Origin of the sequence: Candidatus Protochlamydia naegleriophila (assembly GCF_001499655.1) — a bacterium.
GTDB classification, from domain to species: domain Bacteria; phylum Chlamydiota; class Chlamydiia; order Chlamydiales; family Parachlamydiaceae; genus Protochlamydia; species Protochlamydia naegleriophila.
In genome coordinates, this window is the sequence record NZ_LN879502.1 from 1,428,321 (window position 1) to 1,443,998 (window position 15,678).

General features: G+C 41.7%; 13 protein-coding genes. 7 read left to right on the plus strand and 6 right to left on the minus strand.

Annotation, left to right across the window (positions count from 1 at the left end):
* Position 1: 1 nt before the first annotated feature.
* Together PNK_RS05920 and PNK_RS05925 are read left to right on the plus strand one after the other, a co-directional pair.
* A complete protein-coding gene (locus PNK_RS05920) occupies positions 2-853 on the plus strand; it encodes a c-type cytochrome (RefSeq protein WP_051981974.1) in 852 nt (283 codons plus the stop codon).
* Between the two features lie 11 nt (positions 854-864).
* A complete protein-coding gene (locus PNK_RS05925; protein ID WP_051981975.1) occupies positions 865-1,365 on the plus strand; it encodes a DoxX family protein in 501 nt (166 codons plus the stop codon).
* Positions 1,366-1,716: 351 nt separating this feature from the next.
* Here the strand turns inward: PNK_RS05925 and PNK_RS05930 are convergent, their stop codons facing one another.
* Positions 1,717-2,862 (minus strand): hypothetical protein, encoded by a 1,146-nt coding sequence (locus tag PNK_RS05930; protein WP_059060910.1) that lies wholly within the window; start codon positions 2,860-2,862, stop codon positions 1,717-1,719.
* Between the two features lie 15 nt (positions 2,863-2,877).
* Entirely contained in the window at positions 2,878-4,320 is a 1,443-nt protein-coding gene (locus PNK_RS05935) for an MBOAT family O-acyltransferase (protein WP_059060912.1), read from the minus strand.
* 281 nt (positions 4,321-4,601) lie between these two features.
* Here PNK_RS05935 and PNK_RS05940 point away from each other — a divergent pair, with 281 nt between their 5' ends.
* Both PNK_RS05940 and PNK_RS13880 read left to right on the plus strand, forming a co-directional pair.
* Entirely contained in the window at positions 4,602-6,467 is a 1,866-nt protein-coding gene (locus PNK_RS05940; RefSeq protein WP_059060914.1) for a glycosyltransferase, read from the plus strand.
* Positions 6,468-6,874: 407 nt separating this feature from the next.
* Entirely contained in the window at positions 6,875-7,006 is a 132-nt protein-coding gene (locus PNK_RS13880) for a hypothetical protein (protein ID WP_269446528.1), read from the plus strand.
* Between the two features lie 73 nt (positions 7,007-7,079).
* Here the strand turns inward: PNK_RS13880 and PNK_RS05945 are convergent, their stop codons facing one another.
* Positions 7,080-8,405, minus strand: a complete 1,326-nt coding sequence (locus tag PNK_RS05945; protein ID WP_059060916.1) for a glycosyltransferase — start codon at positions 8,403-8,405, stop codon at positions 7,080-7,082.
* Positions 8,406-8,851: 446 nt separating this feature from the next.
* Here PNK_RS05945 and PNK_RS05950 point away from each other — a divergent pair, with 446 nt between their 5' ends.
* A complete protein-coding gene (locus tag PNK_RS05950; protein WP_059060919.1) occupies positions 8,852-10,300 on the plus strand; it encodes a hypothetical protein in 1,449 nt (482 codons plus the stop codon).
* 147 nt (positions 10,301-10,447) lie between these two features.
* Positions 10,448-12,004: a hypothetical protein gene (locus PNK_RS13685; RefSeq protein ID WP_059060920.1), complete on the plus strand. Its 1,557-nt coding sequence runs from the start codon at positions 10,448-10,450 to the stop codon at positions 12,002-12,004.
* Positions 12,005-12,172: 168 nt separating this feature from the next.
* Here the strand turns inward: PNK_RS13685 and PNK_RS05960 are convergent, their stop codons facing one another.
* Complete coding sequence (locus tag PNK_RS05960) at positions 12,173-13,102, minus strand: glycosyltransferase family 2 protein (RefSeq protein ID WP_059060922.1); 930 nt, start codon at positions 13,100-13,102, stop codon at positions 12,173-12,175.
* Positions 13,103-13,412: 310 nt separating this feature from the next.
* Between PNK_RS05960 and PNK_RS05965 the strand changes: the two genes are divergently transcribed.
* On the plus strand, positions 13,413-13,823 hold the full coding sequence (locus tag PNK_RS05965) for a hypothetical protein (RefSeq protein WP_158021722.1): 411 nt from the start codon (positions 13,413-13,415) through the stop codon (positions 13,821-13,823).
* A 5-nt stretch (positions 13,824-13,828) separates the two neighbouring features.
* Here PNK_RS05965 and PNK_RS05970 read toward each other — a convergent pair whose 3' ends face one another.
* Positions 13,829-14,845, minus strand: coding sequence for a M48 family metallopeptidase (locus PNK_RS05970; RefSeq protein ID WP_231909307.1), 1,017 nt, complete (start codon positions 14,843-14,845; stop codon positions 13,829-13,831).
* Between the two features lie 99 nt (positions 14,846-14,944).
* A complete protein-coding gene (locus PNK_RS05975; protein WP_032125613.1) occupies positions 14,945-15,559 on the minus strand; it encodes a LemA family protein in 615 nt (204 codons plus the stop codon).
* Positions 15,560-15,678 lie beyond the last annotated feature (119 nt).

Genomic DNA, 15,678 nt, shown 5'->3' on the forward strand with positions numbered 1-15,678 from the left:
CATGATCAAATATTTTACTGTTTTTTTAGCCGCTCTTTTGGGAGTTGCCCTTTTTCTAGCCATTAAGCACAAAGCTCGTGAGATAGAATGTTACGACCGCTGCTCTTTTAAGCACGAACTGGCTCTTGCTCAAGCGCATACAGTCTATAGTGTGGATCTGATGGATCCGGAACAGGCTCCGCCTGACATTCGCGATAGTGTCATGAGAGGGTACCGTCTTATCATGAACACTCCTTTTTATGCACCAAATTATGCAAAAAATCAGCTCTCTTGCACAAATTGCCACTTTTTAGGCGGCGATACACTTGGTGGAAGAAATGGAGGGATCGCCTTGATTGGTGTGACAACGGCCTATCCAAGATTTTCGCAAAGAGATAATAAAGTCATCGCAATAGAAGACCGCATCGATAACTGCTTTCAAAGAAGCATGAACGGCAAGTCTCTTCCACGTCATTCCCAACCAATGAAAGACATTGTCGCTTATCTGGAGTGGATTTCTAAGGAAGTTGAGCACATGCAAAACATTCCATGGCTTGGATTGAAATTTTTAAAGAGCGAACATAAGCCCGACCCTCAAAAAGGAGAGAAGCTCTATATGTCTTATTGCGCTCCTTGCCACAAGGAAAATGGAGAAGGGGGAGCCACATTGACAGCCGTCGAAGGCAAGAGCATTCCTCCTTTATGGGGACCCAATTCGTTCAATAATGGAGCGGGCATGAGTCGCTTAGATATGATGTCATCCTTTATTTATTGGAATATGCCTTTTCAAGATGCCACGCTATCTGAAGATGAAGCCATCGATGTAGCTTCGTTTGTTTTACAGCAACCAAGACCTCAGTTTATAAAAAAATAAGGAAAGAGAATATGCTTACTGCACTGACAAAAGCGTATCAATATTTAATCTACTTAGGCGGCTTTCTCAAATCTCCTCTTCTACTGTTATGCCGACTTTATTGGGGAGTTCTCTTTATGGGAGCTGGATGGGGAAAATTGGTTGAAATCGATAAATTTGCCGACATTTTGCATAAGCTGAATTTCCCATACGAACATTTCTTTGCCTACTTGGCCGCAGGAACTGAATTTATTGGCGGACTATGTCTGATTTTGGGATTTGCTTCACGCCTGGTTGCCATTCCACTCATCATCACGATGATCACGGCCTATGCAACTGCCCATGTTGAATCATTAAGAACCTTTTTTTACAATCCAAGCACGTTTGTATCAGAAGCTCCTTTCAATTTTCTTTTAATTTGCCTGTTTATATTGGCCTTTGGACCGGGTCGTTTTTCACTCGATTATATGATTGAAAAATGCCTCTTTAATCGGGCCGAAGGAATTCCCAAACATCAACATAAGCCGCATTAGCTTAAGGGTAAGCTATTTTTCACTATCATTCAGCATTTCGGTGAATTGTTTTACCAATCTGTAAAGACAGCGAACAAGAGTTCAACGCAGAGACGGGGAGTCCGAGAGACGCAGAGGGAATACCCCGTTTCACCCATCTATGAAGCAGCTTTATCCAAAATTGATTACAGCTAGCACCGTTTCTGTTGCTTTTACTTAGACGATTACTTTACGATCCACAATCCTATTGAGGCGCATTAGATCACGTAGTTTACAATTTTATATGTTACTGCTATTGGAATCTTTATCTCTGCGTCTTTCAGCTTCCCCGTCTCTGCGTTGAACTCTTGTTCGCTTGATATGCAGATTTTTTTAGTCGTGCAAAGGATAGAAGGTTTGCATTGCTTCCAGTAGAGCCGGCTCTGCATTGATCCATTGCTTGCGATCAGCGCGAATGTTTTTTAAAATATCTTCGATAGTTCTTGACGTTAACAAATATCCAAAATCAACAGCAGCATTTGCCTCATTAAAGATTTTGTCCAAAATCATTTTTCCAACAACTGGCTTATAGTGGCTGCATTCATAGTAAAGTGATTGCTTGTCTTCGAGAGAGGAAGTTGTCACACAATTAAACCCAGAAAAATCCCAAATAGGATAAATGGCGCTAAGGGAGCGCTTTAACTCTTCTAAAACAGGCCATAGCCCTTTACGATATAGAGCTTCCCAATAAATAGCCTGGGTTGGAGAAATAAAGACTCTTAGTTCAATTCCCTTTTCCTGACAACGCTGCACAAGTTTTTGAAAGCAGTTGATCTTTTCTTGGTCCAAGCGATAGTAGCGGTAAACATCTGTGGAGGAAAACAGCACCTCCAAGAATTCGAAATTTTCTTGTAACCGCATGCCGCTAGGCTTTGAAGGTACAGGTGGATGATTGTATAATCCGTTGGCAAGAAAAAAGGGGGTTGCCTGTTCAGAGCGGTTTTCTTTCCATGTTTCGTAACTACTTTTTAGCGCAGATTTGCTAAATAAGAGAGATAGCGAGCTTTTCAAGCTAAAAACACCACTTTGAAGGCGTTCCAATGAGAAGTCAACACCTGGCTTTTTGTTTTTTCCAAAACCGAATAAGTCTAAGCCAACAATCACCGTCTTTAAATTAGGTTGATGATAAAGGAGATGTTCAAAGTAATGATAAATCTCTTCCATGCTAGCGCCGGCAAAACCGGCATTGTAGGCCTTTTTTCCTGTCAGCAGATTAAAGTCTTCAGGATCAATGCCAGCCATGACACGCGAAGATCCAAGAAAAAAGACGTCAACGTTCTGCCGTACCATTTCCAATGAACGGTATAATCGCTGTTGCGTACTCAAACTAACTTTGACCGCATTGACCGATTGTAAAGTAGGCGATCGATAAAAGTCAAAGGGGTCGATGATCCAATTGACCAATGCTACGAAGAGAGTAGGAATCGCAAAAGTGAGCAAAAATATGGCCACAAAACGGCGATTAGAATGTTGGTTCACAGAAGTTGATCCGCCTTAAAATTGATAATATAAAAATTCTGCCAAGCTGTCTAGTTGGAGGAAAACCAATGCAAACAGCAATCCACAGGGAACAGCCCAAATAGTCGGATTTTTCTTAAATCGCTGCAGCCATTCATTGGAGTTGGGAAGCCACAACACGACTGCACAAAGGGTCGCTAAAATGATAATGTCGTAGAATCGGAAGTTTGAGTCTAGTAAGTTGATAAAATGCACACCATATGACTTTAAAAAAGCCAAGTGTGTTTCATAGCTTACAGGTAAAACAATTCCATTCAGACCAAGCATACCGCTAATGATATTGAAAGCCGAAGGCAGATCTGGCGACCTAAAAATGACCCAGCTAAAAATGACAGCTAGAAGAGTAAGAACTTTGGCAGGCATGCGAGGCATGGAGAGTTTAAAATGGCGCCAGAGGTGATTAATGACCAAAAAGCAGCCATGGCAAGCTCCCCAAACAACGAAAGTCCAGCCAGCTCCATGCCAAAGGCCGCCAAGAAGCATTGTTAGTAGAAGGTTGCGCCATTTGGCAATCTGGCCTTGGCGATTCCCACCCAAAGAAATGTATAGATAGTCTCTTAAAAAGTTGGAGAGCGTAATATGCCAGCGCCGCCAAAAGTCAATGATTGAGTCGGCCTTGTAAGGAGAATTAAAATTAATGGGAAGATGTAGATTGAACAACAACCCTAAGCCAACAGCCATGTCTGAATAGCCTGAGAAATCAAAGTAAAGCTGCAATGTATACGAAAGAGCCGCAAACCAGGCCTGCACAAAGGCTATATTTTCAACAAAAGCATTATCGAAAACGGGTTTTACAAAAACAGCTAGATGATCGGCAATCATAACCTTCTTGCAAATTCCAATGACAAACAAGAAACAGCCTTGTGCAATATGAGGCCAGGAAACAACATACATGCGTAGATGCGTAAATTGTTTGAGCATCTCTTTATGATGCAAAATCGGCCCTGCAATTAAATGAGGAAAAACGGTGACAAATAAACCATACGAGATAATATCGCAGCTATCGGCTTTGCCTTGATAAGCATCTACCAAATAAGCGATTTGGGTAAAGGTAAAGAAGGAAATCCCAAGGGGGAGCAGGACTTCGATCAATGAATTGTCAGTAAACATTCCTAAGAAAAAATTATAGTACTTGAAGTAAAAAAGTAGGGCTAAATCTCCACCGACACCAAGACATAAAATAATTTTTTTTATCCTCTCCGAGGCCTGCAGAATGGTCTTACCACACCCATAATTAAAAAAGATTGAAGCGAGTAAAAGAGGTAAAAAGCGGATGTCCCAGTAGGCATAAAAAAATAAAGAAGAAAAAAGAAGCCAAGCACGTGCAGCCTGAGTCAGGCGTAGCTTGGCTAGCCCAAAAAAACCTGTAAGGACTACTGGCAAGTAAAGAAGCAGAAAAGAATAAGAATTAAATAACATATGCTTGCTAGATTGGGGTAAATCTTAATAAATTAAATGAGAACCTAAAATTAACTGTTTTTATGATGTTGTATTAATTTTTTGCATATATAGCCAAAACCTAAACATTTTTGCATTAAAAAAATATTAGCAACTCTTTTGGGGAGTGAAGAAGATAGATTAGTTGCTAATAATAAGTGTTTTAGGGTTGGATAAAAGGCTCCTTAGGCTTTCCACTTTGTATCTTTTAAAATGACGCTTTGATGGGGTGCTAGACATTTTGCATTAAAAATGTGTATTGTATGAGATGCTGGCTGCAATTCAACTCTTTTACCATTTCTCAAACTATGAAAATTATTCATCACTCAAATCGCGCTTATCAACTATTAAAAAGCTGTATCGGGCCTGCTTTTGCCTATTTAAGACAGGGATACAGGGCAAATCTTATCAAAGCTCATTGCGTAAGTTTTGCTAAGCACCTTTTTCGGCATCTTCAATCATTTGGAGCAACATTAGAAAAGGATTACCGCGATTTAGGCGATTTGCATGGCCCTCGCATGCAAAAACTACGGACCCTTACGGCAGGTTTGCATGCGCTCTTGCCTAAGCAAGCTCTGTTTTCCTATTCCATTTTAATTCCGCTCTATTTTCAACCCAATCCCGAACTCTTTCGTAAAATGCTTCTTTCGGCGCTTCAACAAACGGCTCCGCATTTAGATATTTTGATTGGCCATGCTCAGCAATGTTTATCTAAAGAGATTGAAAAGATTATTAAGGAATGTCAGGAAGCCTTTCCTCAAAGGCTTAATACCTTTGCTTATTCCACTTCAGCCTCTCATGAGATTTTGAATAGCTTAGCTCAAGAAGCAAAAGGGCACTTTCTCTTTGTTTTAGATCCCTATGATTGGCTTCGCCCCGACTTTTTATTTCGATGCGAACAACTGCTTCGTTTATTGAAAGAAAGAGAGAATGTTTGCCTTTACACTGACGAATATGAGATCAATGACGAAGATCATCCGATACCTGGCAAGCAGATTCAAAAACCCCATCGCTTGGCCTTTCCCTATCTTTTTTACAATGCCCTTGGAAGAAGCTTGTTAATTCCGCGCCACCTTTGGGGGTTAGCAGGGGGAATGCAGGCCGTGCCAAATGAAGATTTATTATGGGATTTAGCTCTTAGGCTGGATAGCGTTGGCGCTGCTTTCCGCCATCTGCCTTTTTATCTTTATGCCAAAAGAAGGACAGTTCATCCTTTATCAAAAGAGCGCACTGTTTCATTTGAAGAGCAGTTAAAAGTCTATACGCAAGCCAAACAGCTGTCATGGAAATGGTCAGCGGGAGCACTGCCCAATAGTTACCGAGCGGTGCCGGAGTTGATGCGAACTCCCAAAGTACAGGTGATCATTCCTTATAAGGATCAAAAAGACTTAACGCTTAAAACGATTCGAAGTATTCTTAAGCAAAAGCATGTCCACGTTCATATTACAGCCGTTGACAATGCAAGCCGCGACACGTCGATCGCAGAGCATATCCGAGAGCTTGGGGGAGAGGTCATTAGTGTGCATGAACCCTTTAATTATTCTCGTTTAAATAATTTAGCGGTCATGAGGACAGAAACAGCTCAAGACTGTGATAGCCTTCTTTTTCTGAATAATGATGTCGAATTGGAAGAAGAGGCGTTATTGGAGATGTGCCGTTGGGTCGAACAGCCTTTAATTGGAATGGTGGGGTGTCAGCTCCTCTATCCAAATGGCCTTCTTCAGCATGGTGGGATAGATCGTAAAAGAGATGCTCCTGCCAATCAAATGATCTGGAATCACTCTGAAAAAATGGCTTCGCATGACAGGCAAATCATGACAAAGGTCTTGCGGCTCACAGATGCCGTTACAGCCGCTTGTGCTTTAATGCGAAGAAAGCTATTTATCGAAATTGGAGGATTCGACGAAATTTGGTATCCCATCGCTTACAGCGATACAAACTTAGCCATTAAAGTGGAGGCTAGGGGGCTTTATTGTTTATATACTCCTTATGCTAAAGGAATCCATCACGAGAGTGTGACGCGCAAATATGAAAACATTGAAGATGTAGAAATGTCCCACTGGCTACATCAGCAGTACGTCGAGCAGCGGTTGAAGAATATTGAGGAATTGCCAATCCATAGAGGGTAACAAATGACTTATTATTTTTCTGATTCCTATTTTGACAGCACGAATCGTGTAGATTGGACTATTAAGACTCCACGCTAAGCATATATTGGGATGAGGTAAAGCATGAAGGGGATTTGAATCTGAAAAATGCCAACCTAGTCAAAACGGCAGAAGCGACAGGATCTATTTATTAAGTTTGCATGCATGTCCTCATGTTCAGTCGGTTAGGGCAGTAGGCCCAGTAACAATTGTACATTCGTCAATCAAAGGAGATGTGTACACCGACCAAGAGGCGAGTATTCATCAATCTCGAATAAGGGGGGGGTAACGGCTTTTGCAAAACGCCTCATCATAGAAAGATCTTCTGTTCATATAATTATCTTACAATCATCAGACGGGACCAATACGGGACCAATGAGGAACCACCTGTGATTCTCCTGAAGGACTCTAACATTGGAACAATTATCTTTAGAGGGAGAGCTGGACGTGTGTATGGAACCAATTCTGAAATTGTACGCAAGCTTGTCAACGGCATAGTGGAGCCTTTTTTACTTGAGTAGAGGCCTTTTTTTCGCAAACATTCATTTTGTCTTAATGCCTTTGCTTCGGAAAATTAAAGCCCCACGGGAGAGTCTAAGGCCTTCTTGTAAAGTTATTTAATGTTTTATTCAAAACCAGTTGAGCCGTCTGCTTAAGCCCTTTTTCGGCAACTTGGTTAGAAACAAATGTGGAGAGCGTTTTTAGGTCTTTGTAGTGCAAAGAAGGAGCGGGCTGTTTGGCAAAGTGAGCAATCATCTCTTCAACGGGTTTGATGACGATATCCCATTGGAATTGGGGGCTAAAAGCTTCCAGGTTCGCTTTGATCTTGTCCATCTGTTCGGGGTTGTCAATTAAAGTTTCAATTGCTTCTGCCAGAGCCTGTTCGTCCTGATAAGGGACGACTTTTCCAAGTTTATGCTGATCAATCAACTCTGCAAAGGAGTCGCCGGCTGTTGCAAGAATGGGAAGCTTTGTCCAAATATAGTCCAGCATGCGGGTTCGAAATGAGTAGCGCGTCTCTAGATGGTCAAAGTGGGTAGATACTCCGATCGTAGCATCTAAAAGACTATTATGCCGCTCTTCGTAGGGAACCCAGCCATGGTTGAAAAATACGGAGCGATCCAACTCTCCCAATTCTTTTGCCAATCGTATGGCTTCTACCGACATGGCCATTTCTGGGACGCTAGGATCGGGATTTTTAATGCCCATGAAGACGAGCTTAATGTCGGAGCGATGCTTGCTAAGGCTTGCAACTGCGCGAATAAGACTTAAGGGATCAAACCAATTCCAAATGCCGCCTCCCCACAAAAGAATTTTGTCTTGAGCCGAGAATCCATACTTTTCTCGGAGACCCGGGCCTGTTTTTACGGGCGCCTCTTTCGGAAGGCCGAAGGGGACAACGTCGATGAGTTGTCTTAAGCTATTGTTTTGGTCATAGCTGGAGAATGTGATGAGCTTTTGTCCCAATAAAAAACCCATCCATAAATCACGCTGCTTTTCGCTTGCACATAAAATCGCGTCAGCCATTTTAAAGTTGAAAATCAGATGGTTCAAAGAAGAATTCAGTCGCTCGTTTCGAACCTTGTCTGGATCGCGCTTAAAAAGTTCTAATAATTCTAAGGGAATAGGATCGTAGGCATCGATAATAATTTTAATTCCATATTTTTTGGCTTGCCAAGCCATCGATAGCGTTAGACCCTGTGTAATCATCACGTCAGCATATTTAATCCACTGAGTTAGGCCTGAATCGCGTTTAGCTATAATTTTAAATCCCTCTCCTTCAATTGCCGTTTGATTAGGAGTGACCAACACGACTTTATGTTTTTGGCTAAGAGATTTGGCAAATTCCCAGCTCCGAATGGCTGGCCCAGCCATGGCTTTACCTACGACATTAGATGTATAAATGAGAATTGTTGCCATCACACGACCTGCTGGAAAAGGAATAAATGGTTAGAGAGTAAAAGAGCTCACTTTTTTTGCCAAATTTTTTCTGCTACTCAACTTGATATTGAGCGCGAAGATTGCATCTTATGATTCATAAAACACTTTCAACTGTACTTTTCTACGAATTGCATTTAAGGAATTAGCGCAAGAAAGGGAAGCGGTGATGCAGCTTTAGCTTTCAAGCGAAGAGCAAGTGCCACATACTATTGTGGAGCTCTACAGACTAATGACACATGCTTTATTTCTTGCTTTAAGGGTATGTTGTAATGTTGAGTTCCTTTTTTAAAGGAAAAACTATAAGGCTCTGTTAATTTCTTATTAAGAAACATTTTTTGATAGCTTATATCGAATGCATTTTATATAATCAACCCTAATGTTTTATTACAAGATTAATGAATTCTATTTAATAAGGTTTGATTGAGATGTTAACTTTAACGACCTGGGAAAATTATAGTATAACGGCTGGTGTGACTAAAACATTGGCTGAACTAAATCAACCAAAAGAAGCTAAGTATCTTATTATTACGGCTCCTACGGCGCGTATTGCTGGAGTTGTATTGATACCTTTAGCCGCAATCGGCGACGCTTTTGCCCATCTGACATCAGCTACAGGGAAAATATTAACGGGCGTCATCGTTTCTCCTTATAATTCTTTAGCGGTGGCTTTTTTCCCTGATGGTGCTATTTCCATCGACTATGAATTGTCTTCTGCGCTTGTCCACATCATTCGCGTCATCCAAAGTTTGTTTGATGGGATCGTGCTTCCCTTTATCTGCCTTTTGAATCCAGCTCGTGCAGACCAGTATATGCATCATCGTTTAGGAGAAGCCCCCGCACCAACTTTATCTAGAGCTCAATTGGCAAGAGAGATCAACGAGGTGAATGAAGCTGCAATAAGAAAAAGGCAGATTGAAGAGTTGAAAAGGCAAATCAGGTTAGCAGGAGAAAGGCGTGGGCCAGTTCCACCCCAGAGCACTCCTCCTGTATCCAATCCATCGACAATGACATCGCCTTTCCGCAATCCAAGGCAGCAGCTTGATATGGCAACTCCTTTGAAGCGTGTAGATCAGCATAGACAAATGCAAACTCCGATTCGGGTTCCGCTACCAACTCCGACGCAGACTCCGATTACAGTGGTGCACACGCCAATTCCTCAACCTCCAACGCCACCCCAACCCCCAGTCCCTCAGCCCCCAATGCCGAATCCTACACCGATGTCAACTACGGCTCCAACGATTCCTGGAAGCCCTGCAGTTATAGAGCCCCCGCCTTCTTCTAGTGCTGATAGAGTGTCGATGTTAGAGGACATAAAGAAATCTGCAGTGCCTCTAAAAAAGGCAATAAAGGCAATAACTCTAACTAAAAAAGATGATGAGATACTTAAAAACGAATGTTTGGTTTATCTCGTTCTTGAAGCTTTGCCTAAGGTAGGCCAACTATTGAATCTGATTGAATCTAAACTTCAAAGTCACGCGGAAGGAGACTTTTTTGCTTTCACCCAAGCTTGTGAAATTGAAAGTGACGATAGTTGGGACGATGAATCGGATGATGAATCTAACCCCCAGCCTCTCCCAATGTTGCCAAATGGTTCTTATCCTATCGAGTTCTCGCTGGAGAGTCAACTACTTCACCTCTTGCAAAATGCGATCAGTGACAAGGTTGTTTTTAGCCATGCCGAGTTGAAAGATCTAGGTAATTATTACCTTAACTTTAAAAAAGAAATGGAAAAAGTTATTAAGCTTAAGTCTAGAAATCCTGAAACTCCAGGTCTGCGTGAAAATGCTATTTTGATTTCACATGGATTGAATGTAGCTCAGTGGAATAGTATGGTTCAACGCAAAGATTTTAGCAATATTGAAGCTGGAAACTAAACCATTTTCTAGATTAAATGCTTTATGGTTTTGCTAGAGTGCGTTGATTTTAGAATTTAAATCATTTTTATTACCTCTTTTACATGATTACTGAATCGTCGAAAATGATTAGTTTTTAAATTATAAAAAAATTAGGTTTGCCTTGTTATGAATATAAACTTAACAGTTTTAGAAAATTTTAGTCTTACAGCAGAAGTGGCTAAATCCATGGCCCAATTAAATGAGGCCAAATATCCGATCTTGGCTGTTCCATCCTCTCGCATTATTGGATTGACAATTCTCCCCCTAGCCGGGATTGCAGATGCGTTTGCTCATCTTTCTCTTGGAGCTGGGAAACTAGCAACAGGCATCATCGTTTCTCCTTACAATACTTTGGCCGTGACCTTTTTTCCGAGCTATGCAATTGCGGCTGACTTTGAGCTCTCTTCTGCACTTGTCCATCTCATTCGGGTCATTCAGTCTTTGTTTGATGCTGTAACGCTTCCCTTTATTTGCCTTTTGAATCCAGCTCGTGCACATAAAATGACGAGCCATCGTTTACCCCCAGAAGCATCTTCTGAAGCTGGAGCACCTTCTGAGAATTTGGAAAGACAAAGAGAGAGGAATGAGCAAGAAGAAGAAATTCGAAACTTAACTAATCGTCTTCGTGAATTGGAAGCGGAAAATTCACACCCTCTTTCGGGTGCACAGCCTCCCCAACCAACAGGTAATCCACAACCAAGTAATCCACCACCGCCACCACCAAGTAATCCACCGCCGCCACCACCAAGTAATCCACCACCGCCACCACCAAGTAATCCACCGCCACAGCAGCCGCGAATTCCAACAGTTTCAGGAGGTGGCAATCCTTCAAGAGGTGGAGCTACAGGATCACAACCATCTGCTCAGACAAGTAGTCCTCCTCCAGTAGATACTGTACCAGAAACTCCTCGTCAACCACTAAGCCTGCTTGAACAAATTAGGCTGGGTACCCGCTTAAGAACGCCGAGAGTCGCTGAAATACCTAAGCAACTAGTAAAATGCCATGAGGATTTCATCAATGATGCTCTAAAATTTGGCCTATTCACGCGCGATACAAGTGCATTTGATGATTTGATTGAGAACCTTGAATGGTTGGATAATCATGATGAAGATCGCTATGAGCAAGAACGGATCAATTCAATTTTGAATGACGAGCTTGTGAAAGAGATGATGATTGTGAAAGGCAAAACAACTCTTGTGAAGAGCGAGGTGAAAGCCTTGAGAGCCTACTTCCAGATTTTCAAGAAAAAGGTGGATGATAAGAATGATGCGATACGAGAGAGCTTAAGACAATCCCAGGAAGAAGCTGCTAGGCTAGCTGCACTACAGCCAAAGCCAATTGTTATAGAGCCTGTAGAAACACCATTGGTTAAAAAACAAAAAGAATTGTTAGAGAAGTTAATCATTAAAGGCAGTCATGACTTGCAAACAGCGATTGGTTCGCTGGGCTTAGTTAAAAATGGCCAACTACAGCAAAATTTCCGCGATGCAAATGGCAAGCTCCATCCAAAAGACCGCTTTGGAGATATAAATGTGTTTATCGCTAAATACAATAGTTTGGTTGGAAAGATTAACTCTATGCAAGCTCTCGCAGGTTTTGATTCTGATGCTGATTTTAGTTCTGAACAAATGAGGAATGTCCAAATCATCCTCGAGTCTCTTAGAAATGTTCTTGGAAAATAATTCCTTTTTTCAAACCTATGGCGGCATGGCCGCCATAGGTCCATTCCTTGATTTTCCCAATTTATATAATTGTGTTTTAAGATAATTTGAAATTTTAACACCTTAATTTAATAAGAAAAATTTCATTTAGGTGGATTTGAACATCAACCTCTTCATATTCTGTGTTTTTTAAGCCTTTTTCACTAAGGCTTTTAAGCTGCGCATTAAACCTTGTTTAAAAAAGCCATGCTTAATTACCAACTTCTTTTGTTTAAAGTAGCTCTGTTCCCTTAAAACGGCGTAAGCTTTTAGGACTTCAACCCTTGAAGGTGATAAAAGTGAGTGATAGCGTTCAAGCAATTGCTGCGCTTGGCGATGCGTACAATGGCAGCACGCAATCTTTTTTTGCCGGTCTTTATTTGATTGCGACCAATACTTTCTAAAGCTATATTTTTTTGCCCCTGTATCATTGGATCCGTGTTGACGATAAAGCAGGGTTGGGTCTTCGACAATTCCAATATAGCCAAAGCAAGCGGCTACTAAGGCAATCCACCAATCATGCATGACTATTTGAGGCGGAATTGGCTGTGCTAAATCGGCTAGTGGGCGATTCATCATCATCGTACAACCGGTTACGTTATTTTGCATCAAGAGGCGATTGAGTCCTGTTAGACGGGGATTAAGACCCATATAGCGCCAAAAGGAGTGGGCGATTACCGTTAAATCTTTTTCTGCTACAGCAAGATCTGTATGCACGAGCAGGGGAACCGCAGATCCATATTGTTTTTCCAAAGCTTGCATTTGTGCAAGGCTGCGCTCCAGCTTACTAGAGAGCCATTTATCGTCTTGATCGGCAAAGCATATATAGGAAGCCTTAGAGGCTTTCAATAGTTCCGAGAAATTTTGGGCGATCCCTACATTCTTGTCGCTTGGAAGCACAGTAATTTTCTCTGGATACAAGTTGGCCCAGTGCTCAATAAGAGGGCGCGTTTGGTCGGAAGAACAATCGTCTCTTATCCATAAATGAAAATCAGAGTGTGTTTGTTCGAAGATAGAGCTCAACTGTTCTTCGAGGAAGGCTGCCCCCTGGTAGGTTGCAAGTAATATATCAATGCTCATGTAAGTCTTAGGATCGGGTTTTAGGAATTTAAATAATGAGGCAATTTAAGAAGGTAAAAGTTTTATTATTTCTCATAAAAAATTTAACAACTTTCAGCTTGTACGTCTTGCTACCTCATTGTACAAAGTCACCCTTATAGATAGGGGATGAGAACCTCATAGCTATGCAAATCGTTTACAATTTGAAAGTTATTATCTAACAATTTTCCTTTTCCATGATAGCGGCTATTTACAAATTCACCCACGTATTTTTTGACATTAAAGAATGTGCTTTAAAATGAAAAATAGTGTTAATTCAATGAGTTTTTGAGTGTTTTGTAGCCCAGTCTTTGTTATAAAAAAATCAACAGCATTTTATCCTATAGCAGGTTTTATGACTCACTTTTCTTTATCGTCTTTTCAATCAAATGAAATTCTTAACCCTTATAAACAGAGCGACATTACAAAAGAAAAATCAAAAAAGAAAGCCGGTCATAAGGCGAGGAAAAATACCATGACATTGCCAGAGGGATGTCTGACTTGTATGGCTACTAAGACCCCTCTGATTAGACAGAAAGTTTTTTGTAACCGTTGCGGCATAGCAATTAGCAGAAAAGTTCGGGCTCTTCCTGAAGACGGAAACACAGATGCTAAGTGGCAAATTCTCAATATCATTGCTTCAGTGGCTCATAAAGAGCTGTATGAAGAAAATAGCTCTACAGACCTTTTAAAGAGCTTGTGACTTTGTTAGGACTGAGGCGGTGAAGGGCGTTGGGTGGAGCGCATGGAAAGATCTGTTAAATCAGTATACTTTCCTCCCTCAATTGCAGCAATGCGCTCTTCAATTGGAGGGTGAGAGGCAAATAGGCGCTGCCAGAATGAGGTATGTTCATTAAAGTATAGGTGGGAAAAGGCTTGTCCGCTTTTTGGCATGTCTGAAATATTGTAGTGCTGGATTTTTCGTAAGGCATTGGCGATTCCATCTGGATTGCGAGTAAATTGGACAGAGCTGGCGTCAGCCAGAAATTCTCTTTGCCGGCTTACCATGGCCTGCAAAATCGAACCAAAAAACCACATGATTGTGCCTGCTAATAAAAAAATAACTGCTACAGCAGCGATTGGATTTCCGCCTTTGCGATCTTCGTCATCGCGGCGCGAGGTGTAAGAAAGTCCTTGCAACATCCTCAGTCCAATGTAGGAGACGATAAAAAATCCCATGATCATGGCTGCGACACGCATTCCAATCAGCATATCCCGGTTATAGATATGTCCAAATTCGTGCGCGAGAACGCCTTGCAATTCATCGCGCTTAAGTGCCATTAAGCAGCCACGAGTCACTGTAATCGCAGCATTATCATAGGATGTACCGGCTGCAAATGCATTGATCTCTTGAGCTTCGAGAATGTAAACTGGAGGAACTGGTAAGGAGGTTGCCAAAGCAATTTCTTCCACAATATTGAGCAACTGCCTCTCTTTTGGATTCATGGTGTCGCGCTCCACGAGTTGAGCTCCGACAGATTCTGCAACGTAGCTGCCTCCAGCTTGGAGGTAATTCATGTAATTGAAGCCCGCAGCACCCAAGATGATTGTTAAAAAGGCTAGGCCAATGTAGGGGAATTCACCTTGGTAGCCATCCGCCGCAAATGTCCTCATGGCCAACTCGGCCAAAACCGCAGTCGTAATCGTTAGGATGAAAAACACCGTTAGATACCAAGCAGTCTTAGATTTAGCCTCTCGCTGAGCTTCCCAAAAATTCATGGCCATAGTCGATTCCTTGATTCTATGCTCATCTCAATCATAAAGCCTAAGTTTGAAAGCAATCTCGATCGATTACGCCAAACTTAGGTAACGTGTTTCTTTTATTTAAGTAAAAGAGACTTTAGGTGCCTTTTTGGCTTGTTGATCGTCTACTTGAAAGAGTTCAACAGGGTGGTGCCCCAAGGCAGCCGCGAAAAGAACGGCTGGAAACTCTTGCTGGGTCGTGTTATAAAGCATAACATTGTCATTGTAAGCTTGGCGAGCAAAAGCCACTTTGTTTTCTGTAGAGCTAAGCTCTTCTTGCAATTGCTGCATGTTTTCGCTAGCTCTTAACTGTGGATAATTTTCGGCGAGGGCCATGATATTTGTAACGGCACCTCTGACAGCCGCATCTGCAGTAGCCAGATCTTTAATGGCGTTGGATGAACTTTCCGTTGGACCACCGCTTTGCTGAATTTGAGAGCGGGCTGATTGTGCCTGATTGCGAGCATTAATGACCGATTCAAGCGTACCTTTTTCATAGCTCATATAGCCTTTGACGGCTTCTACGAGATTTGGAATGAGGTCATAGCGGCGCTGGAGTTGCACGTCGATTTGGCTCCAAGCATTATTGACCTGATTGCGCAGGCGAACTAGCGTGTTATAGATCCCAATACCCCATAAAACTCCTAGTACGACGAGTCCTAAGAGCACTAAGATGATAGTAGCTGCAGTAGACATAGAACACTCCTATGAAATGCCATTCAGTTAAATTTAATCCCTAATTCTCATTGTACTCTTTTGAATTTTAAATAACTACACCGCACTGTGTTTTAAAAAATAATTTATCAATCCAAGAG